22 protein-coding genes are annotated in these 26146 nt (G+C 35.5%); 14 read left to right on the top strand and 8 right to left on the bottom strand.

The window, feature by feature from the left end; all coding sequences use genetic code 11:
* Positions 1–7 precede the first annotated feature (7 nt).
* The 5 genes from AsAng_RS25125 (at position 8) to AsAng_RS25145 (ending at position 5205) form a co-directional block, all read left to right on the top strand.
* Complete coding sequence (locus AsAng_RS25125) at positions 8–985, top strand: glycosyltransferase family 2 protein (protein WP_264789887.1); 978 nt, start codon at positions 8–10, stop codon at positions 983–985.
* 59 nt (positions 986–1044) lie between these two features.
* Complete coding sequence (locus AsAng_RS25130; protein WP_264789888.1) at positions 1045–1947, top strand: glycosyltransferase family 2 protein; 903 nt, start codon at positions 1045–1047, stop codon at positions 1945–1947.
* A gap of 14 nt (positions 1948–1961) precedes the next feature.
* Positions 1962–2744, top strand: a complete 783-nt coding sequence (rfbF, locus tag AsAng_RS25135) for a glucose-1-phosphate cytidylyltransferase (RefSeq protein ID WP_264789889.1) — start codon at positions 1962–1964, stop codon at positions 2742–2744.
* Positions 2745–2762: 18 nt separating this feature from the next.
* Positions 2763–3839 (top strand): CDP-glucose 4,6-dehydratase, encoded by a 1077-nt coding sequence (gene rfbG / locus AsAng_RS25140; RefSeq protein WP_407655351.1) that lies wholly within the window; start codon positions 2763–2765, stop codon positions 3837–3839.
* 403 nt (positions 3840–4242) lie between these two features.
* Complete coding sequence (locus AsAng_RS25145) at positions 4243–5205, top strand: ion transporter (protein ID WP_264789891.1); 963 nt, start codon at positions 4243–4245, stop codon at positions 5203–5205.
* A 68-nt stretch (positions 5206–5273) separates the two neighbouring features.
* On the opposite strand, the gene AsAng_RS25150 is transcribed toward AsAng_RS25145, so the two are convergent.
* Entirely contained in the window at positions 5274–5594 is a 321-nt protein-coding gene (locus tag AsAng_RS25150) for a DUF3467 domain-containing protein (RefSeq protein WP_264789892.1), read from the bottom strand.
* 440 nt (positions 5595–6034) lie between these two features.
* On the opposite strand from AsAng_RS25150, the gene AsAng_RS25155 reads away from it, so the two are divergent.
* From AsAng_RS25155 to AsAng_RS25165, 3 genes are all read left to right on the top strand, one after another.
* On the top strand, positions 6035–6613 hold the full coding sequence (locus AsAng_RS25155) for a hypothetical protein (RefSeq protein WP_264789893.1): 579 nt from the start codon (positions 6035–6037) through the stop codon (positions 6611–6613).
* A gap of 425 nt (positions 6614–7038) precedes the next feature.
* Positions 7039–7599: a hypothetical protein gene (locus AsAng_RS25160; RefSeq protein ID WP_264789894.1), complete on the top strand. Its 561-nt coding sequence runs from the start codon at positions 7039–7041 to the stop codon at positions 7597–7599.
* Between the two features lie 419 nt (positions 7600–8018).
* Positions 8019–8672, top strand: coding sequence for a hypothetical protein (locus AsAng_RS25165; protein ID WP_264789895.1), 654 nt, complete (start codon positions 8019–8021; stop codon positions 8670–8672).
* A gap of 532 nt (positions 8673–9204) precedes the next feature.
* On the opposite strand, the gene AsAng_RS25170 is transcribed toward AsAng_RS25165, so the two are convergent.
* Together AsAng_RS25170 and AsAng_RS25175 are read right to left on the bottom strand one after the other, a co-directional pair.
* A complete protein-coding gene (locus AsAng_RS25170; RefSeq protein ID WP_264789896.1) occupies positions 9205–10170 on the bottom strand; it encodes a fatty acid desaturase in 966 nt (321 codons plus the stop codon).
* Between the two features lie 127 nt (positions 10171–10297).
* The gene (locus AsAng_RS25175) at positions 10298–10756 is read right to left on the bottom strand and encodes a hypothetical protein (protein ID WP_264789897.1); all 459 of its coding nucleotides are present in this window, start codon (positions 10754–10756) and stop codon (positions 10298–10300) included.
* Between the two features lie 218 nt (positions 10757–10974).
* Here AsAng_RS25175 and AsAng_RS25180 point away from each other — a divergent pair, with 218 nt between their 5' ends.
* A complete protein-coding gene (locus AsAng_RS25180; RefSeq protein ID WP_264789898.1) occupies positions 10975–13308 on the top strand; it encodes a TonB-dependent receptor in 2334 nt (777 codons plus the stop codon).
* 29 nt (positions 13309–13337) lie between these two features.
* Positions 13338–14066, top strand: a complete 729-nt coding sequence (gene recO / locus AsAng_RS25185; protein WP_264789899.1) for a DNA repair protein RecO — start codon at positions 13338–13340, stop codon at positions 14064–14066.
* 7 nt (positions 14067–14073) lie between these two features.
* Here recO and AsAng_RS25190 read toward each other — a convergent pair whose 3' ends face one another.
* Together AsAng_RS25190 and AsAng_RS25195 are read right to left on the bottom strand one after the other, a co-directional pair.
* On the bottom strand, positions 14074–14571 hold the full coding sequence (locus tag AsAng_RS25190; protein WP_264789900.1) for a GbsR/MarR family transcriptional regulator: 498 nt from the start codon (positions 14569–14571) through the stop codon (positions 14074–14076).
* 106 nt (positions 14572–14677) lie between these two features.
* On the bottom strand, positions 14678–15700 hold the full coding sequence (locus AsAng_RS25195; RefSeq protein WP_264789901.1) for an NAD-dependent epimerase/dehydratase family protein: 1023 nt from the start codon (positions 15698–15700) through the stop codon (positions 14678–14680).
* A 538-nt stretch (positions 15701–16238) separates the two neighbouring features.
* Between AsAng_RS25195 and pyk the strand changes: the two genes are divergently transcribed.
* From pyk to AsAng_RS25210, 3 genes are all read left to right on the top strand, one after another.
* Positions 16239–17672 (top strand): pyruvate kinase, encoded by a 1434-nt coding sequence (pyk, locus tag AsAng_RS25200; RefSeq protein ID WP_264789902.1) that lies wholly within the window; start codon positions 16239–16241, stop codon positions 17670–17672.
* 6 nt (positions 17673–17678) lie between these two features.
* A complete protein-coding gene (locus tag AsAng_RS25205; protein ID WP_264789903.1) occupies positions 17679–18113 on the top strand; it encodes an SWIM zinc finger family protein in 435 nt (144 codons plus the stop codon).
* Between the two features lie 213 nt (positions 18114–18326).
* Positions 18327–19259 (top strand): peptidoglycan-binding protein, encoded by a 933-nt coding sequence (locus AsAng_RS25210; protein ID WP_264789904.1) that lies wholly within the window; start codon positions 18327–18329, stop codon positions 19257–19259.
* Between the two features lie 310 nt (positions 19260–19569).
* Here AsAng_RS25210 and AsAng_RS25215 read toward each other — a convergent pair whose 3' ends face one another.
* From AsAng_RS25215 to AsAng_RS25225, 3 genes are read right to left on the bottom strand one after another with little or no spacing between them, the layout of a single operon-like run.
* Positions 19570–20637 (bottom strand): FAD:protein FMN transferase, encoded by a 1068-nt coding sequence (locus AsAng_RS25215; protein WP_264789905.1) that lies wholly within the window; start codon positions 20635–20637, stop codon positions 19570–19572.
* A 54-nt stretch (positions 20638–20691) separates the two neighbouring features.
* Positions 20692–21498, bottom strand: a complete 807-nt coding sequence (locus tag AsAng_RS25220; protein ID WP_264789906.1) for a hypothetical protein — start codon at positions 21496–21498, stop codon at positions 20692–20694.
* 12 nt (positions 21499–21510) lie between these two features.
* Positions 21511–22329 carry an alpha/beta fold hydrolase gene (locus AsAng_RS25225; RefSeq protein WP_264789907.1) on the bottom strand — a complete coding sequence of 273 codons (819 nt, stop codon included), beginning with the start codon at positions 22327–22329 and terminating at the stop codon, positions 21511–21513.
* Positions 22330–23033: 704 nt separating this feature from the next.
* Between AsAng_RS25225 and AsAng_RS25230 the strand changes: the two genes are divergently transcribed.
* Positions 23034–26072: an amidohydrolase family protein gene (locus AsAng_RS25230; protein ID WP_264789908.1), complete on the top strand. Its 3039-nt coding sequence runs from the start codon at positions 23034–23036 to the stop codon at positions 26070–26072.
* Positions 26073–26146 lie beyond the last annotated feature (74 nt).

Genomic DNA, 26146 nt, shown 5'->3' on the forward strand with positions numbered 1-26146 from the left:
TGTGTCCATGAAAAAAGTAGATATTTCAATCGTTATTGTAAATTTTAATACCTTTGACCTGACCTGTGCCTGTATTGATTCTATCTATTTGTCTCAAACCCGTTACTCGTATGAAATAATATTAGTAGACAATGCATCAACGGATCGAAAAGCTACGGATTTTTGTGAAAAATATCCTGATCTTGTTTTGGTCACTAGTGCTAAAAATTGTGGCTTTGGACGGGCAAATAACATGGGAATGGAACGGGCTAAAGGGGCCTATATTTGGTTGATTAATTCAGATACGGAAGTTTCTGAAAAGGTCTTAGAAAAAGGAATGGCAACGCTTCAAGAGCATCAAGCAGATTTGTATTCTTGTGCACAGACGTTGGCAGATGGTAGCCCTTTGTTTTATAAAAAAAAATCGTTTTATCTCGGTCTTTCGCTAAAGGCCGTATGGTATAGTTTGCCTTTGTTTCATTTGTCTTATTTTAATCGTAAATTTATCGATCAATCGACCGTAAACGAAGTGATTGAAGCCAATACAGTTTCGGGGGCTTTTATGCTGTTTCGCCGAGAGGTGTTTGAGAAAACCAAGGGATTTGATCCTGATTTTTTTCTTTATTCAGAAGAAACAGAGTGGTGTTACAATCGAATCCGCAAGCAGTTTAAGATTATTTATGATCCATTTAATTCATTTATTCACAAACAAGGATCAAGCAGTAATCAGGATATGAGTGTGCAGGGATATATTAGTAATAGCTTAGGCTATTATAAACGAGGATATGGAATCTATTTGATTTACTTATTGATGCAATATTTGATTGCATTACCAATGAATATAGGATTTTATTTAATTTCTAAAAAGGAGTATAAAAAAGCTTATTCCGATCAAATAAAACTACTAATCAGTGGTTGGCGGTATTTAATGGTTGATATTCCTAGGTTTTCAAACAAATTTGGAGCAAGAAAACGTTTCTTGGTCATTCGGCAACTTGATGTTTAATTTAACATCAATGCACGGTTTAATAAATGCTTACTTAAAGTTTTATAGTTAAAATTGTTATGTCTGTTTCAGTAATCATACCTACTTATAATCGATCCAATTTAATTTTAAATATCTTAAATGCCTTAGAGGAACAAACCTTTCAAGGCTTTGATGTCATAATATCCAACGATGGATCTACAGACGACACGGTTCAAACCATCAAGGATCATCAAGCTAAGTATAGCTTTGATATTACCATATTAGATAATAAGAACGGAGGCAGAGCGATTGCTCGTAATGTTGGTGTTCGGGCAGCTAAAGGAGATTTGTTGATCTTTTTTGATGATGATGTGCGCCCCAATCCAAATTGCATTCAATTGCATGTTGACTTTCATAAGGAGCATCCTAATGCACTCCTAGATGGACCTGCTTTGTACGATTTGGAAATTGTTAAAACAAAAGGAGATTTCCAATGGTATCGTTCTAACTTGGAAATGAGTTGGTATACCAAGAACAATGGACCTGTTAAAAAAGAACGTGCAGGTTTGGTAGGTGCCAACAAATCAATGCCAAAAGCATTGTTTTGGGAAGTGGGAGGCTTTGATGAGCAATTGACGGATTCTGAAGATTTTGAATTTGCTTTTAGAGCAATGCATAAGCACAATTACGAGATTTATTTTGATTATCGAACTTGGGTTTACCACGATGATTATAAAGATTTTCAACAATATTTAAGACGGAGGGTAGATGCTAATGGTTCTTCTAAACGGTTAGTGCGTTTGTTTCCAGAAATACTAGATTATTATGCTGCCAAGTTTATTTTTAAACCCAATCAATGGAAACAACCTTTTTTCAATATCTTTAAGGCTAAGTTTTTTCAAAAATTACCCACGACAACGTTTTTTTTGAAATTCTTTCCTCAGAAAATACGGTACAAATTGTACGACATTATTATTACCGCAAATACATTATATAACTAACTTAACAACATTCAATGAAAACAGTCATCTTTGCAGGAGGGTTAGGCTCTCGTATTTCAGAAGAATCACACATGCGTCCAAAGCCGATGATTGAAATTGCTGGAAAGCCAATCTTATGGCACATTATGAAAATGTACCAAGCACATGGTTTTAATGAATTTATAATCTGTTTGGGGTACAAGGGATATATGATTAAGGAGTACTTTATCAATTATTTTTATCACAATTCTGATATAACAGTTGATTTAGCGAACAATCAAGTGGAAGTACACCAAACCAATTCCGAGAACTTTAAGGTCACCTTGGTAGATACAGGCTTGCATACAATGACTGCGGGGCGTTTGCAACGAATCGAAAAATACATTGGTGAAGATGAAAGCTTTATGTTGACTTATGGAGATGGTGTTTCAGATGTTAACATCAAAGCTTTGGTTGATTATCATAATCAACACGATAAAATTGCAACGGTAACTACTGTGCAACCTGCGGGTAAATTTGGTGTCTTGAATACGGATGCCAATGGTACCGTTACCGAATTTGTAGAAAAACCTAAAGGTGGAGGGACTTGGATTAATGGCGGATTCTTTGTTTTGAATAGAGGCGTTTTTGATTATTTGAGAGACAAAGATATGACACCAATTATGTGGGAAGATGATCCTATGCGTGATTTGGTAGCAGACAATGAATTGGTATCCTATAAGCACGATGGTTTTTGGAAGTGCATGGATATTTTGAGAGATAAGCGTGACTTGGAGCGTATGTGGAACAATGGAAACCCCGCTTGGAAAATTTGGTAAATAAACTTCCTTATCATGATGACAGCAGCAATGCTTAAAGCGTATTTTACAGGCAAAAAAGTATTTTTAACAGGGCACACTGGTTTTAAAGGTGCTTGGATGACAACTTGGTTACATAGTTTGGGGGCTATTGTCAAAGGATATGCCTTAGAAGCTACTCAGCCATCTTTGTATAATGACGTAGATGGAGATAAACTTTGTGAATCAATTATTGCCGACATTAGAGACAAGGCTAAATTGTTAGAAGCGGTAGAGACTTTCCAGCCAGATATTATTTATCACATGGCAGCCCAACCTTTGGTTTTAGATGCCTACAATCGTCCCGTCTATACATTTGAGGTCAATACAATTGGTACCGCTAATCTATTGGAGGCGGCCAAGTTGGTTCAGAAGAAGTGTACGGTCATTAATATTACTACCGATAAAGTTTATGAAAACAGGGAATGGTATTACCCATATCGGGAAACAGATCATTTGGGGGGGTATGATCCTTATAGTGCGAGCAAAGCTTGTTCAGAGGTTGTAACCGCCTCTTATCGTTCTAGCTTTTTTAATCCCAATGACTATGCAAAACACCAAACAAGTGTTGCAACAGTGCGAGCAGGAAATGTTATTGGGGGAGGTGATTGGGCTGAGAATCGAATCATTCCTGATATTGTGCGTGCAGTGAGTCAAAATCAAGAGGTTAGTCTGCGTAATCCGAATGCTATTCGACCCTGGCAACATGTTTTAGAAGCCTTGTATGGTTATTTGTTGTTGGCGATTCGAATGGACGAAGCTCCACTGCGTTTTTCAGATGCTTTTAATTTTGGTCCTTTGGTCGATGAGTCCATCACGGTTGAGTTTTTGGTTCAACAAGCCATTCAGGAGTGGGGCAAAGGCTCTTATAAAGTTGAGCAGCATGAAAATCAATTGCATGAAGCTAAATTATTGCGTTTGGATTGTTCTAAGGCGGTTAATGAATTAAGGTGGTATCCTAGATGGAGTGCTACAGAAGCCATTCAGAATACTATTAAATGGTATAAAAAGGTAACTGAGAAGGAATTAAGCCCTTTGGAAATGACAAGGTTACAGTTGGAAGAGTATGTTTCTTAAGCTATAAAATTGGAAGAAGATTAAGTAAATAGAGCTGTTGAAGCTGGAGGAATATTTATTTTCTTATTGATAGTATTCTATGGATGAATTATACTGTGTTGATTATCATTGTTATGTGTTTTTTGTAAACTAAAATTTTAAAAAAAATGATGATCAATGTGGTATAAGATGCTTTTTTATATTTTTTAATAATTATTCTCATGAGCATAGCGAGCTAACCAACGAGCAGCTTGGGATAGGGCAGTACCGAAGGTACCACGAAGGTGCAGTGTAGCTGATCAACGGAGTATTATATTAAGAAAAAAAAACTTAATTTCCCTTGAAATTAAAACTGATAATGGTATCTTAAATTCCTGATTTTGCAAAACCCGTAATAGATACCTATTAATCATTCAATAGATTTATGAGTACTTTAGACGCTCCAACTAGACTCAAAGCAAGGAAAATAATCAATAGTACTTGGTTTAATATGACGATTTTAGGACTAATTGTTCTAAATGGTTTGTTGATTGGTGTACAAACCTACAGTCATGTTCCTAGCTATGTACAAGTAATTCAGCTTTCAATTTTATTTGTTTTTTTTATTGAGGTCGTCTTGCGTTGGCATGGTCGAAGAAGTACCAGAGAGTATTTTGCCGACCGTTGGAATTGGTTTGATGTTTTTATTTTAGTTATTGGTATTATCCCTGAAGTTGCTGGTATCATTTTTACGGATATGAATGACCAACAAAACTCTGTGTTTGCTACTTTAAGGGTACTTCGTATTGTTCAATTGACTCGATCTATACGGGCTATAGAGGAACTGCGTGTGCTAATTGGAGTATTGTTGCGTTCCATTAAGTCACTTTCTTATATTGCGGTACTTTTCTTATTGATTATGTATATCTATGCAATTATGGGGGTGACCTTATTCAAAAATAAAGATTATCATAAATCAGAGCATTTGGAGTTGACCATAAGCAACCCTGACCCCTATGGTAGTTTAGGGGAGGCCTTTTTTACTTTGTTTAGAATTTTAACAGGTGAAGATTGGACCGACTTGCGTTACAATTTACTCAATAATGAGCATACCACTAAAGAGGATGGCATGAATACAGTACCCAATACTTCCAATTGGGTGGTGACGGCTTTTCATGTGTCTTGGATGGTAATTGCTGCTTACTTGCTGGTTAATTTGGTCGTAGGGGCTATTGTTAACAATTTTCAGCTCGTTTTGGATGCTAGGAGGGAAGAAGAAGAGCGTTTTAAAAATAAAATAGAACATCAAAATCCTACTGTGAATGACAATGACGATGGAAGTGGAGAGGATGACGATGATGATAGAACTCCTCCTTTTAGAAGAACGACTAAGCGTCCTAAAGTATAACACTATTATATACTAGCATAAAAAAAGATTTGAAGACAATCTTGTCTTCAAATCTTTTTTTTTATGGATTAGGCTTGTCCCTTGGGGGTATTAAAATTCATTGGAAAAGGGGGCGTATTCATATCTACATCTTTAATGGTACCATTACTGGCTTCAAAACGTTTGATATTTTCTCGTAGGGCATACATTAGACGTTTGGTCTGTTGGGGGGTCATAATTATTCTAGATTTTACTTTTGCTTTTGGAACATTGGGAACCAAACGAATAAAATCCATTATAAACTCTGAATTGGAGTGAGATATAATACTCAAGTTAGCATAGATCCCTTCTGCTATATCTTCAGAAAGTTCAATATTAATTTCATTTGACTTTGATTGATGATCACTCATGAACTTTTACCTTTATTAAGAACGTTTTGTTCTTTATGATTGAAAATAGCCTGCCCAAATGAATGGACACTTTTAGGCTTAATAACTAGTTATTTAGCTATAAAAATACAGAAAAAACTTAGGAAAATGGGTTACTCAGATAGATATATTCTAGAACTGTGCTAAAAAGAAAGGAGCTTTGCCGCAGAATTGCATTCAAGGAATAAAAAATTAAAATATATACACTATTATAAACTCTATTAAAGTTGGTTTGTTTCTTTTAATTAGGCACTAAATTTGGAGTAAAAGAACTTGCCTAATCACTTGAAAAGGGATATATTAGACTTCTTGTTAGGCCAAGAAAGAATTTTGTGCCAAAGTGGTAACACTTTCTTTTATTAAATCATTAAACTAGCAAAACCAATAATCAACGACCTCAAACTTCTAAAATAATTCTTATTATGAAAAATATGTCAAAATTACTAATGTTATTTGCTGTAGTATTGCTTGCAGCTTCTTGTGACAACTCTAATCCAAATACTCAAGCTACTACTGTTGTAGATAATAATACAATAGATCTTAATGCACATCGTGGAGCAAAAACAGAACATCAAGCTGTTGATCGTTTTTCTTTGGCGGATCTAGATATTAACCTAGATGCTATGGAAACAGTAGCTATGCAAAAAATGAATGCAGAAGATGATGATGCGCAAACGGTAATGAATATTAACCAAGCTTTGATGGGAGCAGAAAAAGAAGCTCAATTATTAGATGTTAATTTCTCTATGTCTGATGAGCCAGTAGAAAATGGAATGTTTATCTTCTCTATTGAATCTCCTGATGTTAAAAAATTGACCTTGGAGATGTTTGATGAAGAAGGCTATGAAATGGCTGCTAACAATGAATTTGGTGTGAATGAAGGAAACAACTATAAAGCACTAAATGTTAACGCTATGGATAATGGAGATTACCTATTCCGCTTGAAAGATGATCAAGGAAGAGAATTGGTAAGAACAGTAAATATTGCTAACGACAAGTAATTTTTGACTTTATTGTATATTGATAAGGAACGGGCGTCTCTTTTATTGGGGATGCCCGTTCTTTGTCTTTGTATACCTTAAATGGAAAGGAGAGATTCTTGATCTACAATAGCGTATAATAAAGGGGAAGCAGGAAATCAATCTTATCTTTTGAACCCAAATGGCTCAGTATAAAAAAAATGAGGGTGAAAGAAAATAAGAAGGGCTAAGCTTTATAGAAAAAAAAATAGTATAAATATTTGATTGATAGTTTGTTGCGTTTTTATTGTGTTTGAAATTTAAATTCTTTTTTGACCAAAAAAAAGCAATTTAAATTTGGAATTTAAAGCCAAAACGTATACTTTAGTAAGACTATAATAAACCTACATTTATACGTATTCCCCTCAAAAATGTATTTAATTAAAAGAACCAACTAAAAAAAGATTATGAAAAAGTATACGAATTTATTTATATTAGGTTTACTTGTAATTGTATTTACTACTTCTTGTAACAATCAACAACCAAATAATACTGCTGAATTGACAATCACAGATGATAATACAAGAGCAGCACAAGGAGAAGCTATGCAAGTAAATTTTCAGGGGCAAATGATTACGATTGAAGCTGCTGATATGATTGGAGAGGCGCAAGCTTTGAGTGCAGAAGATGCAGATGCTCAAACAGTAATGGGAATTAACCAATCATTGATGGGCGCAGAAAAAGAAGCTCAGTTGCTAGATGTTAACTTTACAATGTCTGATGAGCCAGTAGAAAATGGAATGTTTATTTTTGGTATTGAAACGCAAGATGCTAAAAACTTGACGCTAGAAATGTATGATGAAGAAGGATTTGGGATGGTTGCGAACAATAAATTTGACGTTAACGAAGGAAATAACTATAAAGCATTAAATGTTAAATCTTTAGAGGCTGGAACTTATAACTTCCGTTTGAAAGATGACGCAGGAAAAGAATTGAACAGACAAGTTCAAGTAGCAGAAGCTAAGTAGTTAATCTTAATATCATAAAAAAAATCCTCCTTCTTTTGAAGGGGGATTTTTTTTTGCTTAAAAAATGGCATATAAGCTATTTTTTGCTTAATTTATAGTTGTAAAGATTTGTTTACGGAAGGAACAACCTTCAATCTCCCCAAATATGTTTTAATCAATTTTCTTTGTTGAAGATTGCTAAATATATTGAACCTCAGCGGTAACAGAATATATATATTTTGCCATAAATTGAATACTCCCCCCCCTATATCTGAAATAATTGTACGGATACCTTTTGAATGAAATTTTTTAAAATAGGGCTGCTTATTTATTGGCAGGTTTTCTAATCACTTCAATATATTACCAACATAAAAACCATCTATTTTCCCTATTCTGATAGTTGGTTTTACTGTTTTACATTTATTTATAAAATAACAAAGATGAAAACAACGACACAACTTTTAAAACTATCGATTATTTGCAGTACTTTTTTTCTATTATTTTCCTGTAAACAAGAATGTGACTGTGATAAAAATCCAAAAATGTCTGATGCCACAACAAGAGCGGTTGATCTAGATATTAATAAGACATTTAGAGAACGATTAGTGAGCAGCGTTGGAACTCAAGTTAACAGTGTTGCCAATGTAACTCGATTTAAATTTTCGATGGATATGCTTCCTGAAGGAATTGAACCTCAGGATTTAACACTTCTAACCAAACAGGCTAGTGAAGGTAAAAGCGAAGCTTCTGCCAATGTTGAAGCAACAGAGCTGGTGACGAGTATTTTTAATGCTTTGATCGCAGCAGAAAGTTCTGCTAATCAGTTAGAAGTTGATTTTTCTATGTCAGAAAAACCAATTGATAATGGAAGTTTTATTTTTGGAATTACCGCCGTTGATCCACAGGATTTGACACTTATGATGTATGATGAAGAAGGATTTGGAATGGTTGCCAATAATCAATTTTCGGTATCAGAAGGCAGCAATTATAAGGCGTTAAATGTATCTGGACTAAAAACTGGTAGCTACATCTTTAAACTTAGAAATGAAAAGGCTGGCAAAGAATTAGTTCGACGGGTAGAGATTGTACAATAAATCGATAAGAATTGATTGAGGAGGGTTGAGTTACATCTGTAACTCAACCCTTTTTTATTTAGGGGCTTAAATGTATTGCTCCAAGTGTTTTAGATGCTATTATTTGCAATAAAAAGTTTTGACATAAGTTTCTTTTGAATGTTTTTAGGAGTTTTTTTTGGTGGGCATATGACTGATTGGGAACAAAGTACGCCGCAGAAAGCTGCTATTTTTCTGTAGGAAAAATAAGGTTTTCAGGTGTCTGAGCGAAGCGAGTTTCTGAAAGCCTAAGCTTTCAAGAAGATACTTTGTCCAAGAAGTCATCCAGTCCTAGCGTTTTTGGTTCTTTTTGGGCAATGCAAAAAGAACAACAGGTATTGATTACCCCGCTTTTTGCTATTTTGCCTCTAAAATGAGGGCTAGATTAAAATTTTCAATATTCACTTCATTAAAAAGAAACAATTGAATTTATTACTATAGATTAACAAACAACATTTTATAATTTAATGAAATTGCTAAAATATGTTTTTGTTTTACGATTGAATCACCCTATTTAGTCTACTATGTTGCTTCGGATGGGGATCAAACGACTTTTTAATAAGGCAATGATCTGTTGTTTGGATCGTTTAGGACGACCTGGGAGTTGAACATATTTTTGGGCTAATAAAGAATAGTTTTTAGTCATTAAATAAAACCAAAGGTGCGGATAATGAATATCTGTAAAGACAATTGAATCTTCTTGTGCATAGGTTATAATATTATCGTTAAAGTCTTGCTCAAGTAGGCTAAAATGAAGCTTAGGTTTGAGGTGATGTCCAATGTGAAAGCCTACATTAAAGGAGGTTTTATTGTAATGCCCTAGTAAGTTAACGGTATTGGTATAGGTGTTTTCTGGATTAGCTGGATCAATAAAAGCATGTTCTCCCCAATTGCCTACAATAAGGAAAGATCTAGTTATAATGGTTGGGATTATTATTATGGCAATAGCAGCAATAGGATGTATAAGCAATAGCAATAAAGTCGATAAGGTATATAACAATCCCGACAACATAAATTTATAGGCTTCCCTTGTCTTTTGTTTGTTCTTGCTTGTTTTGAGGTAATTGACTAACGGGAAAAAGCCAAACATAAAACTAAAATAATAGTGACTAAAATCTTTGAGCGAATCCCGTTGGTAAGGGCGGGTACTGCTGGTGTCCTTTTCTCCATTTTCTTCAGGGTGGTGCATTATAATATGATGACAAAAGTAACCATGGGGAGCTATTCCATTAATCAATCCAACCAAACTGATTAAAAGCTTATTCGCCATTTTATGCTTTAGTAAGGGATGATGGTGAATATCATGAAACATAGTAATAAATGGTCCCAATAGCCATAGGTAAATCAATAGATGGATTGGAGCTAAATAAAGCGAATAAGTAGGAAAAATTAAGATCAGTATAGCGGTCAATAAAATGCTCAGGGACTTTATTAAACAGATAAGAAATGGTCGGTCTATTGCTCGAATTAGATATTTCATAAGAGAATATTTAGAATGACTTAATATTTTGTAGCTCATAGCACTAACTTCAGTACAAATGAGCTACTCAATTTATGTTCGTACATAAATTAAGCCAATTAATTAACTAAATATTCAATTAATAAATTTAACGCATTAAATAGAGAGGAAACATAATTCTCGCATCATAAGAAAACTTATTGCGATAGGAGATTGGCAACTTATAATTCTTGATAAACGAGCGAAAAAAGGCTTCTAAATCTCTTAAGTCAATATTAATAGAAGTATCGGATAAAATATAGGTAAGGTGATCAATCGTACCATTTTCAGCCCAAAAAACTTTGATCCAAACTTTTACACCTTTGATGTTAAAGTCTATTTCTTCTGCATATTTTTCCATGGTCACCAAAAAACGCTTCCAGTTTTGCATTGTTTTAACCACATCACTATCCGATGCCAAAAATAAAGAACTTTTATAGTCTGCACTTAACTCTTCTAAAACAGTACTACTCTTCGAAACATTTAGAACCTTAGGGTAAGTATTCGTTTGAGCGGATAAATTGGCGTTTAATAAGCCGATAAAAAGGATTGTTAAGAGGTATTTCATTTTATAAATATGTTGTTGATTTATTTGTGTTTAGCGGAGCAAAGATAGTTGTTTTGAGTTGGCTAACCGATAACAAACGGTATTATTTGGTTGGGATAAAAAGCGCAAATTGTTTATTTCCTAAGAAAAGTTTATTTTTGAGACTATTTTATTGGTAATTCTTCGTGGTTTTTTACGAAGTAGTGAAAGGGACAATACTCCTGTTATAACGGAATTATATGAAACAACTATTGGTTTTATCTTTAATTATCTTTCTTGCTCAAATTTCTTATGGACAAACTTTGTTATCGGGGCTTGTTACAGATCGTGAAACAGGAGAGCCTTTAATAGGGGTTACCATAAGCCAAAAAGGAACCACAGCGGGAACAACAACAGACATTAATGGTAATTATCAGTTAAAATTAGAAAAAGGAAAGCATCTGATTGTCTTTCGTTATGTTGGATTCAAGCCACTTGAGCAAGAAATTGTATCGGATGGTGAAACTGAAATGGTGTTTGATATAGCCTTGTGGGAGGATGTTTTGGAGGGAGAAACAATTATTGTAACGGATGGGAAATACGAAAAAAAGCTAGAAGAGAGTACCGTTTCTATTGATGTCATTGGAAGTCAGCAATTGGAAAACAATAATATAACAAGTCTAGATGAAATTGTACAAAAAACATCAGGAGTTCAAATAACAGATGGGCAAATTAGTATACGTGGTGGAGCAGGATATGCTTATGGTGTTGGGAGTCGAGTTATTTTTTTAGTAGATGGACAGGCTTTATTATCAGCAGAGTTAAGTGATGTCAAATGGAATTTCATGCCCGTAGAGAATACCGAACAGATTGAAATTATTAAAGGGGCTGCCTCTGTTTTATACGGCTCTGCTGCTTTGAACGGTGTTGTTAATTTGAGAACGGCTTATCCTAAGGGCAACAAACCCTATACGGCAATATCGATGTATGCAGGGATTTATGACCAACCTAGAATAGACTCCATGAGATGGTTCAAACCCAAAGATGGAATGGCAGAAATGCCAATGTTTGCAGGGCTTTATTTTGCACATCGCCAAAAGCCCCACAAAAATGTAGATTTAGTGATCGGAGGAAACGTTCATCTAAAGAATGGTTATTACAAAGGAGCAGATGAGCGCCGTTTTCGTTTTAATTTTAATACTAGGATAAGAGTTCCTAAATCTGAAGGGCGATTATCGTATGGGCTAAATGGCAATTTGATGTATCATGAAGATGGGCGTTTTTTTATGGCCGAAGACATGACCAATAATGCTTATATCAATCTAACAGAAATCAATCGAGATCGATATTATTCCATTACACTAGATCCCTATTTTACGGCCTTTGATCAATCCGATAATAAGCATGATGTTCGAGCTCGATGGTTTAGAATATCCAAAGTGCAAACAGATGAAGATTCAGAGGCAGACCTAGTTAGTTTAGAATACCAGTTTCAAAGAAACTTTGCCAATCAATGGATTGTTACTGCTGGGGCAGTTGGGCAGTATATGCATGTGAATAGTATTTTATTTGCAGACATCAATACCCATTGGTCAGAAAGAGCTTTGTTTACAGCAAGTTCAGTAGGAGCTTATGCGCAAGTAGACAAAAAGTTTTGGAATCGTTTGTCTACTACCTTGGGATTGCGTTGGGAAGGCTTTTTAGTGGATAGTATTTTTACGCCAACACTACCTATTTTACGAGCAGGCGTAAACTTTGAAGCGAGCCCAAATGATTTTATTCGAGCTTCTTTTGGGCAAGGATTTCGATTTCCTTCTATGGCAGAACGCTATTTTAATGAAAAAATACCAGGAACTTTTTGGGGAATTTATCCCAACCCTGATTTGTTACCAGAAGTAGGGTGGTCTACAGAAATCGCTTATCGCCATACTTTTGTAGGAAAAAACTTCAAAATTTATGCTGATCTTGCTTTCTTTTGGATGGAGTATGAAAATATGGTAGAGTTTGCTTTGGGAGTACATCCGCAAGGACCTGGATTTAGCTTTGTTAATATAAGTAAAGCTCGTTTGGCAGGTTGGGAATTGTCAACACAAGGAGTCTTTCAGTTGGGGAAAATTCCCTTGCGAATATGGGGAGGGTATACCTATAGTTTTCCAGGAGATTTGAGCTCTGATACGAGCCGATTAAGAAACCTTGGAACTTTTGTAGGGAAGGTGTTTACAACCTTTGTTGATGGCGTTCAAAGAAATGATTTGGATGACATCTTAAAGTATAGAAGGTTACATACGGTTCGTTTGGATCTCGAAACAGAATTGTGGGGCATAACACTTGGTACAGCATTAAATTATAATAGCTTTATGGATAAAATTGATGCTTTGTTTGAGTTTAATTTAATCACAAAAGGCGTTTCGAGTTTTAGAGCAATACACAACAAAGGCTATTGGCTCTGGGATTTGCGAATTGGATATAAATTTAACGATAAGCAACGCATTAATCTGGTAGTGCAAAATGTACTAAACGAAGAATATGCCAATCGTCCTGCACAGATGGGAGCTCCTCGGAGTTTTTCTCTAAAATACAGTCAAGTGTTTTAATTCTATTTCTTCAATAACAAAGATCTGAGATGCTAAAAAAAATACAAGGAATTATTGTTAAGGCTGTAAAATATTCTGAAACAAGTGTTATTTGTGATGCCTACACCAATGAATTAGGCTTGAGAACTTATATTATTAATGGCGTTAGAAAGAAAAATTCAAAAATAAGTCCTGCTTTAGTACAACCCATGTCTTTGGTAGAAATGGTGGTTTATCACCATGAAGAAAAGGAAATTAATCGAATCAAAGAGATTAAGCCAAGTTATGTTTATCAAAAGGTGCCCTTTGATGTTGCCCGTGGAGCAATTGGTTTGTTTATGACAGAGGTGGCTCAAAAAACAGTTCGAGAGCCTGAGGCTAATCCAATTTTATTTGAGTTTTTGCAAAATTGTTATGAACTATTAGATCAAACCACAACCCCTATTGCTAATTTTCCGATTTGGTTTCTAGTACAATTTTCTACGCATTTAGGGCTGTATCCAGCAGTTACTAATCTAGACAAAGAAAGTGTTTTTGATTATTCAGAGGGGCGAATTTTACCTCAAGCACCAAGTCACCACCACTATTTCTTCTCGCCCCATCATACTCATTTGTTAGCGGCTTTTTTGCAACTAGATTTTGAGGCAAGTAGCCGTTTGGAATTAGAAGGAGGGGATAGACGGCACTTCTTGAATAATATGTTACGATATTATCAATACCATATAGAAAATTTCGGAGAATTAAATTCTATTATGGTTTTACAGGCCGTATTTTCCTAAGCAAGCCCTACATCATTTTCATAAAGGTTTTCATCAACCAATTGGCATCAGAATGCACCAATTTATCTAATGTTCTATCCGCTTTGGAGGCGAATAACTGGATGTCTTTAATGACATCTAAAAAGGCTTCTTTGTCCTCGCTTTCACCTTCTATCTTGCTAACATCGTCCAATACTTTGAGAACAGGTTCCAGCTCTTTTTTCTTTCTATGGATGATGATTTGGCGCACAACATTCCACATATCCCTTTCGCTAATGAAATACTCTCTACGCTCTCCAGGTTTTAGTTCCTTGAAGACTAAGCCCCAATCAATGAGCGCTCGAATATTCATATTGGCATTCCCTCTGGAAATTTTTAATTTTTCCATGATGTCATCAGCGCACAGAGGTTCCGCAGATATTAATAATAGGGCATGCACCTGAGCCATTGTTCGATTAATGCCCCAATTGGAGCCTAAAGTACCCCATGCTTGTATAAATTTTTGTTTTGCTTCATCTAATTCCATGCCTTAAATATACATCAAAAATTTAATTTTCAAAATTTTTTGAAAGTATAATAAATAGAGTCAGCTCCTTAAGATTAAGACAAAGGAGGTCACCCCAAACTTTATTTTAACGGATCGGAACAAGACCAAAATGCTTTCCTTCTTGTTGACTTTTTTTGAAAGCAAGAGCAGTATCTTCAATAGTCTTTTCTATGGGGGTGAAGTCAAAATTCAACTCATTTATAATTTTTTCATTATGGTAGTAATAGGTAGATTGGGAAGTTCGAGCTGTTTCTTTGGTTAAAATAGGGTGTGTGCGAAACAGTTTTGAGCGGAACCACTCTAAACGCCACAATAGATTAACCATCCAAGCCGCTGCTTTTTTCTGTGGAGGGGTTTGCCCCAAGGCCTGTGCTACTGCTTCAAAAAATTGTTGATAAGACCAATTGGCGCCATTTAGAATATAACGTTCTCCTGAAATGGGGCTTTCCATAAGTTCAATTGCGGCACGTGCAACATCTCGGACATCAACAAAGCCTGTTGCCCCTTGCGGATAATGCTTAAGCCCTTTGGCAACTCGTTGGATTAATCGGCAAGAGCCTTGTGCCCAATATCCACCGCCTATAATTACAGAAGGATTCACAATGCCAATTTCTAAGCCTTCTTGCATCCCCCTCCAGACTTCACATTCTGCCTTAAACTTACTAATTGCATAGTTGGAGTTCTCCTTAGAGTTTTCCCATTGCGCTTTTTCGTCAATGTGAGGCTGATATTCTTTGCGCCCTAGTGCTGCAATAGAGCTAATATGAACCATTTTTTCAATTTTTTCATAAAGTGCAGCATTAACGACGTTTGCGGTACCTTCTGCATTTATTTTTAACATTAGGGCAGCATCTTTCGGATGAAATGAAATCATCGCAGCAGCATGATAGACCTGCTGAACACCTTTCATTGCTTGTTCTAAAAAAGGAGTATCTAGAATATCTCCTACCAACCACTCAACTTGATCTTGTATGTCTGCTACTAGATTCATGGGGCTCGTTTTTCGTTTTATTGCTTTTACTTTGTATCCTTTTTGCAATAAATAATGTAGAAGATAAGCGCCCACAAAACCTGTTCCGCCTGTAACCAGTACTTGTTTATTTGTCATTGTCTGATATTGTTAAAGAACGACTAATGCTATTTATTTTCCTTGATAAACGATATGGCAAACAAAACAGCTCTTTTTAAAATTCCATATAATTTACCTGTGGTGACTATTCATTTCGTGTGCAGCCACATTCATTATATAGCTCTTTGATAACACAAAGAACCATGTTTATTATTTAAATAAAAAAATAATACAGAAAGCTAACTGCTTTATTCAAAGAATTCTTATTTTATGACATTAGTTCATTAAAAAGAAAATAATCTGATTCTTTCTTACAACTTTATTGATGGGGAGAATCATGTTAAATTCTTTAGACCATTAAGCTCCTTCTTAAAAACAAGAACTAATGAGTTAAAGACATTACTCCATTGGTTTGATTATCAGTTTTATGAAAAGTAATGGGATCTGCGAAATTTTAAAAACGCTACAATTATTAAAAACTTACATTTTGTAAGAGGGTTATAAATAAAGAGTCAATAAAGTTTATAGATCAATCTTTGTTTGAACCTAAAACTACTAAAAAAAACAAGCACCTAATATGGAAATCAGCAACTTTCAAAAAACCAAAATTTTAGCAACTGTAGGACCTTCATCGAATAATTATAGTACGTTGTTGGGGTTGGTAAAAGCAGGAGTTGATGCTTTTAGACTTAATTTTTCTCATGGAACCCATGAAGCGCATCTCAAAGTATTTGAATACATTCAGTACATCAATAAAAAATACAAAACCAACATTTCTATTTTGGCAGATTTGCAAGGCCCTAAATTGAGAGTTGGAGAAATAGAAAATGGTAGAATGGCCTTAAAGAAAGGCGATATTTTAACCTTTGTTAATGAGCCTTGTCTTGGTAATGCTGAGAAGATATATATGAGCTACAAACAGTTTGCTCAAGATGTTAAAGTGGGCGAAAAGGTTTTGGTGGATGATGGGAATGTGCAATTGTTGGTCAAAGAAACAAACGGAACCAATGAAGTAAAATTGGAAGTATTGTATGGTGAGTTTTTGTCTTCTCGAAAAGGGGTCAACTTGCCACAAACGAATGTTAGTTTGCCTTCTCTAACAGAAAAGGATCTAAGAGATTTAGATTTTATCTTGCAACATGATTTTAACTGGATTGCCCTTTCTTTTGTGCGTTCTCCCAAAGATATTGAGGACTTAAGAAGTCGTATTCAAGCCAAAAAATCTCGAGCAAAAATTATTGCAAAAATAGAAAAACCAGAAGCAATTGATAACATTGATGAAATTATTGATATTACGGATGGTGTAATGGTTGCACGTGGAGATTTAGGAGTTGAGGTTCCTATGCAGCGTCTACCAATGCTTCAAAAAATGATTGTAGAAAAATGCATCAAAAAGGCAAAACCTGTTATCGTTGCAACACAGATGATGGACAGCATGATAAAAAATCCAACGCCTACTCGTGCCGAAATAATTGATGTAGCAAATGCTGTTATTGATGGGGCAGATGTGGTTATGCTAAGTGGTGAAACGGCGATGGGGATTCATCCTGTTAAGGTAGTGGAAGCAATGAACGATATTATTGGAGAAGCAGAAAAAATGGATAGTATTTATTACAGACATTTAACGCCTTCTGAAAAGTCAGACTCCTTTTTGTCCGATGCCATCTGTTATAATTCTTGTCGAATTGCTCGACAAGTAGATGCTAAGTGTATTATAGGAATGACCAAATCAGGATATACTGCTTTTATGGTTTCTAGTTATCGACCCAAACAGAGCATTTTTATCTTTTCATCGGATGAAAATATGCTAAATACCTTGAACTTGGTCTGGGGAATTCGTTGCTTTTATTATGATAAATATACTAGTACAGATGATACCATCAAGGATGTGCAGAATCTTTTAGCGGCTAGCGGGCACCTCAAAACAGGAGATATTGTTATCAATACTGGATCTATGCCCTTGCACGAACGCAAAAAGACCAATATGCTTAAAATTTCGGTCATTGAATAAGATGATATGATGACCTTAGATAATTATCAATCATTAGTTGAGCCTAAAATTCTAGAACGTGGCTTAGAGTATTATAACTTAGGAGCTATCCTTGAATTTAATGCAATTTCTTCGAATTGTTTTGTCGCAATCGTTGAAAGTTTTTACTCTGATAGAACGTATAGAGTGGAGGTTGATTTATCAAAACGAGAAATTTGTAATTCTTCTTGTTCTTGCCCTTATGATTGGGGGAATATATGCAAGCATGAGGTTGCAGTATACCTAGAAATTAAGGATTATAAAGCAATAGAGAGCGAAGTCGAAATGCCTAAAAATGATCAAATCGCTTTGGCAAAAGAATTGCTTAGTAATGCTGATGATGTTGATGTTATAGCGTTTGTACGAGATTATCTAAGTATAAATGAAAAATTTAGAGAAGCCTTTATTTTAGATTTTAAATAAGACTGTTGCAGTAGAATTTTATCGGTATAATGCTGCTGCAACAGCTTAAGTTTCATCGTTACAAGATGCAGTAGTTTGTAAATCAAAGACAACCCTTAAAAAATGGTTTGGAATTTGTAACTCTATGATCTATTACGTCGTTGTATACTTATTGTGCGGTGCGTCTAAGTTATCCCAGTAGTCTAGCTAATTCACAACATAAAACCAACCATTATGAAGAGAGGAGATAAAGGACCTGAAGTGAAAACCCTTCAGTACAAATTAAAAAAAGTATTGAACCGAAGTTTGTCCATTGATGGGGATTATGGCCCATCTACAGAGAAAGCGGTTCGGCTTTTTCAGTCCCTATATGGACTCTTTGTGGATGGTCATGCTGGACGGTTGACCAATGCAAAATTATCAAAGGTTTATGATGCAATGTTTAAGAAAAATTCTGAATTATTGCACTTTGGAAAACGGCGCTTTGTTGTTTTTGTAGATGCAGGACATGGAGGAATTGATGAAAAAGGACTCTACGTAACGCCTGGGAAACGAGCTTACCACAAAGGAGAAAAAATGCATGAGCGTGGGCATTATTATGAAGGCTTTGAAAATCGTTTGGTTGCAGAGGCTTTTATTGAGGCTTGTACGGATGTTGGGATTATGTGTGTAAGAACCTATCATCCTTATAAAGATACACCACTTTCTACTCGTACAGAGATGATTCGAAGCTGGTTGCGTCGAGGGTATTATGGTTATTTGCATTCGTTTCATTCAAATGCAATTTCGAGCAGTAACTCTCCAGCTAAGTTGGATGCGACAAGAGGTTATATGGTCTTTAACACTCGTGGCAACAACTTTTCAGACAAAATTGCTGCGCAACATTTTAAGCATGTTAAAGAGATTATGGGGGAGGAGAACTGGACGTATCGGGAGCAATCGAAAAAAGATGGAGATGCCGATTTTGAGGTGAATTTTCAAATTCTCAGAGAAACAGACTTGCAAGAGTTTTATTGGTTTGGAGCGATCCTAGACGAATGGGGCTTTCATACTTCTAAGACAGATACAAAATTTATTATAGATCCTGAAAATCGAACTCGCCGAGTGATTGCTTGTCTCAAAACAGCTCAATGGGTAAAAAAGGGGTTGGATAATATTATTAACTAATTTTTAATTTGAAAATGGGGCAATTTGGAAATGATAGAAGCAGTCTTCAAAAGATACATTTCCAGTCTCAAAACAGCTCAATGGGTAAAAAAGGGGTTGGATAATATTATTAACTAATTTTTAATTTGAAAATGAGCCAATTTGGAAATGATAGAAGCAGTCTTCAAAAGATACATTCCCAATCTCAAAACAGCTTAATGGGTAAAAAAAGGGTTGGATAATATTATTAACTAATTTCTAATTTGAAAATGAGCCAATTTGGAAATGATAGAAGAAGTCTTTAAAAGGTACATTTCCAAATTGGTTTATTTTATTTGTTCTTTCCCAATTGCATCAAACTGGCAACACCAGAAGTATACTTCGTTTTTAAATCACCCGTAGGAGTACTGTAAATAAAATAAGCGTCAATACCAGGAATGGTACTAGCTAGTTCAAATGCTTGGTCCAGCCCCATTGCCATAAATGAAGTAGCAAAAGCATCTGCAAGAGCACATTTTTTAGTAAAAACAGATGCACTTAACAAGCGGTTTTTTTCAGGGTAGCCTGTGTGTGGATTGATGGTATGAGCATATTTCATCCCCGTATTTTTATCCAAATAATAATTGATATAATTGCCTGATGTTGCCAACGAAAGATTGGGCAATTCTATCGCAACCTGTAGCTCTTGAGCCGCAGTTCCTTCTTTGGGAGCTCGAATCCCTGTGCGCCAATTAAAGCCTGTTATCGTAGTGCCTCTAGCACGCACCTCACCACCGATTTCTACATAATAATTATGAATATTAAAACGCTCTAATAGCAACCCCACTTGATCTACAGCATCGCCTTTGGCAATGGCACTAAAATCCAATTCTAATCCTTTCTCTTTTTTGGTTAACAACAGTTGGTTCGGTAGAATTTCTGTTACTTGAATAGAATCAAACTGCACCAATCGAAGTAGATCTTTGATGGTTGAACTATCTGTGTTGGTGACCATTTTCTTTTCGGTATAACCAAAGCCCCAATAATTCACTAAAGGCATAACACTGGGGTTGAACCAACCTTTTGTTTGTTGATAAACATAGCGAGCATTGTTATAATTTCGAGCAAAATGCCCCTTTTTTTCAACGTAAATAGAATCTGCCTTTTTATTAAAAATAGATACTTCTGAATTTTCTTCATAGGTAGAAACAGCTTGATTGATATCGATCAATAAGTCATTTAATGCTGTAGAAAAATCAACTCCTGTACTATCTAAATAGGAGATTGAGAAAGTAGTACCCATGGTTTGACCGACAAATTGTTCTTTCTTTAGCGCTTTTTCCTTACTTGGTTTAGATTCAGAAGTGCAAGAAATAGTCAGTACTAAGATGGATAGAATAATAAATAAAATTGATTTCATACTGAATGTGTACATTAAAAAAATATGAATGAAGCAGTTGGTAACTCCATTGCGTTAATAGGTAGAATAAGCCGTTGGGAAGTTTTGTAAAATCTTATTTTTAATGGTTGCTTGACTATCATTACTAAAAGAAACACCATTAAATAAAGCTAAATAATCCAATCGGAGGCGAATCGGAACATTTTCACCATCTCTTACAGTCGCATTATAGGGCAATTCAATAGGAATATAATCAAAGAATGTAAAGGTAAATGTATTGCCAGTATGGGGTTGTTTGGCTACTATTTGGCAAGTCATATAACTCATAGAGGTAGAATCAAACATATAGGTAGTCGCAGTCGTAGATAATGGGTGTTGGTTCTCGCTTACCTTAATAGGGCTAGTTTGTCGAATTTTATCGGGGATACCAAGATGGAAGCGAATTCGATCAAATTCTCCCAACTCTGTCCAACTTGCTATATTATAATCGTATTTACCCAATTTGCTAATAAAGAAATTGTCTTCAACATGAATAGCCAAGCCATTGAAATCATAAAAGGGGGTCAATTCTGGCGATGTTACAACTTCATCTGTCCCTGCTTTAATCAGATGCATTTCACCGCCTAAAACTTTCATGGTCGTTAAATAAAAGGATTCATTATTGGCATCGGTCAGCCAGTTCCCCATAACGAGGGTATCGTTGGCCAATGAGTTGGCATAATGTTGAAATTCTAAGGTCAATTCATAATAGTCGCAGCCTTCATCAACGTCTGCTTCTGGGTTAAAGTTGATGGCTCTAGGGTGAGTACAACCTTCTACTTTTTTGGTACAACTATAAAAGGAAAGAATTAGCAAAAAGAGACAACAAAATATTAATTTCATAAGGACTAAATTTTAGGATTGACAAAGAGAAACGGATTGCCGTTCTGTACAGAAGTCAATAAAATCTACTATAATTTCTAGCGTTTCTGTCGTTGCTTCAAACATTCCCATATGACCAATTCCATCTAAAATATGCACACTAGAAACGCTAGGCAAACTCAATTGTTCTAAACTATGGTTGATGGCAATAGCAGCATCTGCTGTGCCTACTATAAATAACGCAGGACAGGCAAGATTGGTCAAAACTTCTGCCTTATCTTGTCGATTAATCATAGCGTGAGAAGCTGCAATGACAGCATCAGAATGATGCATACTTGTTTTATGGATCAGTTCTTCAATAAAGGATTTATTGTTTTGGACAAAAGGGCTAGGAAATAAATTGCGAACAAACTGTCCCGCAAAAGGGGCAATTCCATGTCGTTCTACAAAACGGATGGTTTTAAGCCTATTGTTGATTTTTTCTTGAGAATCAGTATAAGGGTGTGAATGAAACAAACCTAGACCCAAAAGCATTTCTGGATACTGCTCTGCAAAGGAAAGCCCAACATAGCCCCCCATAGAATGACCAATCAAAACACAAGATTTGATTTGTTCATGGGACAAAACAGCAAAAACAGCTTCTGCCATACAGGCTATACTAGGAGTATTTAGGAGGTCTGATTTACCAAAACCAGATAAGTCAATCGTCAGAATAGTGTATTTTTTTGACAAAAGAGGTACAAAATCTGCCCACATCGTACTATCTTCGCAAAAACCGTGAAGTAAGATTAATGTTTGTCCTTCTCCTGTTTTTTGATAGGCAACCTTTGATTCTTTATAAAAAATATGCATGTATTATAATTTAAAGTACCCCGCTAATTTTTTATGTTTTTCATTAAAAAACTAAAAAATCACCTTGTATTAATTTAATAATCAATGTCTTAATTAGTTAAGTTACATATTGTTGATTATCAATTTAATACTATTTTCAGGCGGAGTAATGATAATTTAATAGTTCAGTATTTTTTAGGTTGACGGATAGGTGTTGATAAAAATAAACGCTTTTGGTTCATTAAGTGCCTATAAATCAACCTAGTATTTTTTTTGCCGAACTATTGGTAATAGAATTTTTGTACTAGAGTGGACCTTATCAGCGAATGGGGGCATAAATGTAGAAATTACTTTTAATAGAAAAAAAGATAATTTTTTACGCCTTGCACCTATTATTTCATAAACCTCCTATTCTTAATAAGATCTACTTGTTATTAGACAAAAAAAAATGTTTTGGCAACTCGAACTTGCTTGCAAAATACGAACTTAGTTCGTTGATGAATAATAACTAAATTTATAGCAAATTGCTTAACTACTAAGTTAGCCGAATTTTGTAATTACGCTTTTGTAATGAGTTGATTGTTAGGTGGTCAATGTCTTTTTGTTGACTGCCCCAATGGTCGTGATTTTATCATTCTATGAATGATTTTAATTACTGATGCAAAGAACGACATTATTCTTTCTTTTACGAAAAACTATGAACTAAATTAAAACAATAATAACAGATGGGATTGCAAAAAATAGCAGTTGTATTTCTTTTGAGTTTTTGGTCATTTTTGACATTGGCACAAGTTACCTTTCCTAAGAATGGGGTTTATGATGAACAGGAAGGTCATTATGCATTTACCAATGCAACCATTTATGTCTCTCCGCAACAGAAGTTGGAAAACGCAACGTTATTAATCAAAAAAGGAAAAGTAGTTGCGACAGGAACCGATATTTCTGTTCCTAAAGATGCCGTGACAATTGATTTGAAGGGAAAATATATTTACCCTTCTTTTATTGATTTGTCTAGTAATTATGGAATGCCCAAACCTGTAGGAACCAAAAGAAAATCTAGCGCTCCACAAATGCTATCCAATAAGGATGGCGCCTATAGTTGGAATGAGGCACTAAAACCAGAACAGGATGCTACCACTCTTTTTAAGGTGGATGAAAAGGGAGCTTCTGATTTGCGTAAATTAGGATTTGGAACGGTTCTAACACACCAAATGGACGGCATGGCTAGAGGGACTTCTGCTTTGGTCTTATTGGGGGCAGAAAAAGAGCACGATATGATTATCAAAGCGCAAGCTAGTGCTCATTATTCTTTCTCAAAAGGAACTTCTAAACAAAATTATCCAAGTTCTAGAATGGGAGCGATTGCCTTGCTTCGTCAGACGTATTACGATGGACAATGGTATGCTCAAACTAGGACGGATGAAACCTACAATATTTCTTTAGAAAAGTGGAATGAAAATCAGAAACTTCCTCAGTTTTTTGAACTCAATAATCGATTGGATTTTCTTCGGGCAGATAAGCTTGGAGATGAATTTGGGGTACAGTATATTATTAGAGGTGGAGGAGATGAATTTTTGAGATTGGATGCCATTAAAAAAACGAACGCTCCTGTGGTTCTGCCTTTACATTTCCCTAAGGCCTATGATGTTAGTGATCCTTATGATGCAGAAGAAGTAGGGCTTATGCAGATGAAATATTGGGAATTGGCACCGACCAACCCTGCACGAGTAGCAGAAGCTGGTATTCCTTTTACGTTTACAGCTCGTTTAACAAAGGATAAAAAAGATTTTTGGAAATTGGCTAGAAAGGCTTACCAATATGGTCTAAAGGAAGAAGATTTGTTAAAGGCATTGACAACTACACCTGCTCAATTGATAAAAGCAGATGAATTGTTGGGAACTTTAGAGAAAGGAAAACTAGCCAATTTTATTATTACTTCTGATAATATTCTGAAAGAAAAAACGATCTTTTATCACAATTGGATCAAAGGTAAACCTTATGTTTTAAAGGATTTAAATGCAATTGATATTCGTGGAAAATATGAATTGGCAATCGATCAACAACGCTTTGAACTAAAGGTAACGGGAACGGCTATTGCGCCAGAATTGTATTTAATCAATCCAGAAGATACCAGCAAAAAGACCAAGTTAAAGCATAGTTTTGTTAATAATACGCTTGCCTTTGTGTTTTCTCCAAAAAAGGATTCTGCAACAAAAGGTACAAACGTTTACCGTTTGTCAGGAGCGGTTAGCCCTAATCAATGGGCTGGGCAAGCGACCAAATTTGATGGCACTTGGATTTCTTGGACCGCCAAACGAACTGGCGATATTGAGTTAAAAGCATCTAAATTACCTAAATTAATAAAAATAGAGGATTTAGGGGAAGTCTTTTACCCTTGGTCTCCTTATGGTTATGCTAAAAAAGATATTCCTAAAAAGGAGACCGTTCTAATTAAAAATACAACGGTTTGGACTGGCGAAAAGAAAGGGAAGTTAGAGGGTGTTGATGTTTTGGTGCAGGATGGCAAAATTGCAAAAATTGCAAAAAAGATAAGTGCTTCAGACGCAAAAGTTATAGAGGGCACAGGGAAGCATCTAACCGCAGGGATTATTGATGAACATTCGCATATTTGTATCAATTATGGTGTAAATGAAGGGACACAGGCTAGTTCGGCAGAGGTTCGAATTGGGGATGTTATCAACTCTGAAGATGTTAATATGTATCGCCAGTTGGCAGGTGGTGTAACAGGGGCTCAATTGCTTCATGGTTCTGCGAACCCGATTGGTGGACAATCGGCTATTATTAAGTTTCGTTGGGGGAGTTTGCCCGAAGCCATCAAATATGAAAATGCCGATGGTTTTATCAAATTTGCACTTGGAGAGAATGTCAAACAATCAAATTGGGGACCCAATGCTAGAGTTCGCTTTCCGCAAACTAGAATGGGGGTAGAACAGGTCTACGAAGATCATTTTACCAGAGCAGCAGAATATGGAGCTGCACTAAAGGCAGGCAAAAAAGTACGTAAAGACCTAGAATTGGATGCTTTATTAGAAATTATTAATCAGGAACGCTTTATTTCTTGTCATTCTTATGTACAAAGTGAAATTACAATGTTAATGCGCATTGCAGAGAAACATCAATTTACACTCAATACATTTACCCATATTTTAGAGGGCTATAAAATTGCAGATAAAATGAAAGCGCATGGTGCTGGTGCATCTACTTTTTCAGACTGGTGGGCTTACAAATATGAAGTGATTGATGCGATCCCCTATAATGCGAAAATTTTAGATGACATGGGAATTGTTGTTGCCATTAATTCTGATGATGCAGAAATGGGACGACGCTTAAATCAAGAAGCGGCAAAAGGGGTCAAATATGGTGGTATGTCAGAGGAGGCAGCTTGGAATATGGTCACGCATAATCCTGCAAAATTACTGCATTTGGATGACAAGGTTGGTTCCATCAAAGTTGGAAAATCGGCAGATCTTGTTTTGTGGTCTGATCACCCGCTTTCGGTATATGCCAAAGCAGAAAAGACCTTTGTAGATGGGGTTTGTTTGTTTGACCACAAAAAAGACGAGGCAAAACGACAGCTTATTCAGCAAGAGCGCAATCGATTAATTCAAAAGATGTTAAAAGCGAAGAGTGAGGGGGCAAAGACGCAGCCTGCTATTTTTCAACCCAAACAACATTATCATTGCGGAAATACAGATTGCAATAAATTTATAGATTTTAATGTAGATGTTAATGGGATTGATTAATCTTACTAAAGTGCTTGTGGGAGATGAGTCAAATGTATTGCATTAGTATAGCCTGTTAAAAAACAAAAATAAAA

Source organism: Aureispira anguillae (genome assembly GCF_026000115.1).
GTDB lineage: Bacteria > Bacteroidota > Bacteroidia > Chitinophagales > Saprospiraceae > Aureispira > Aureispira anguillae.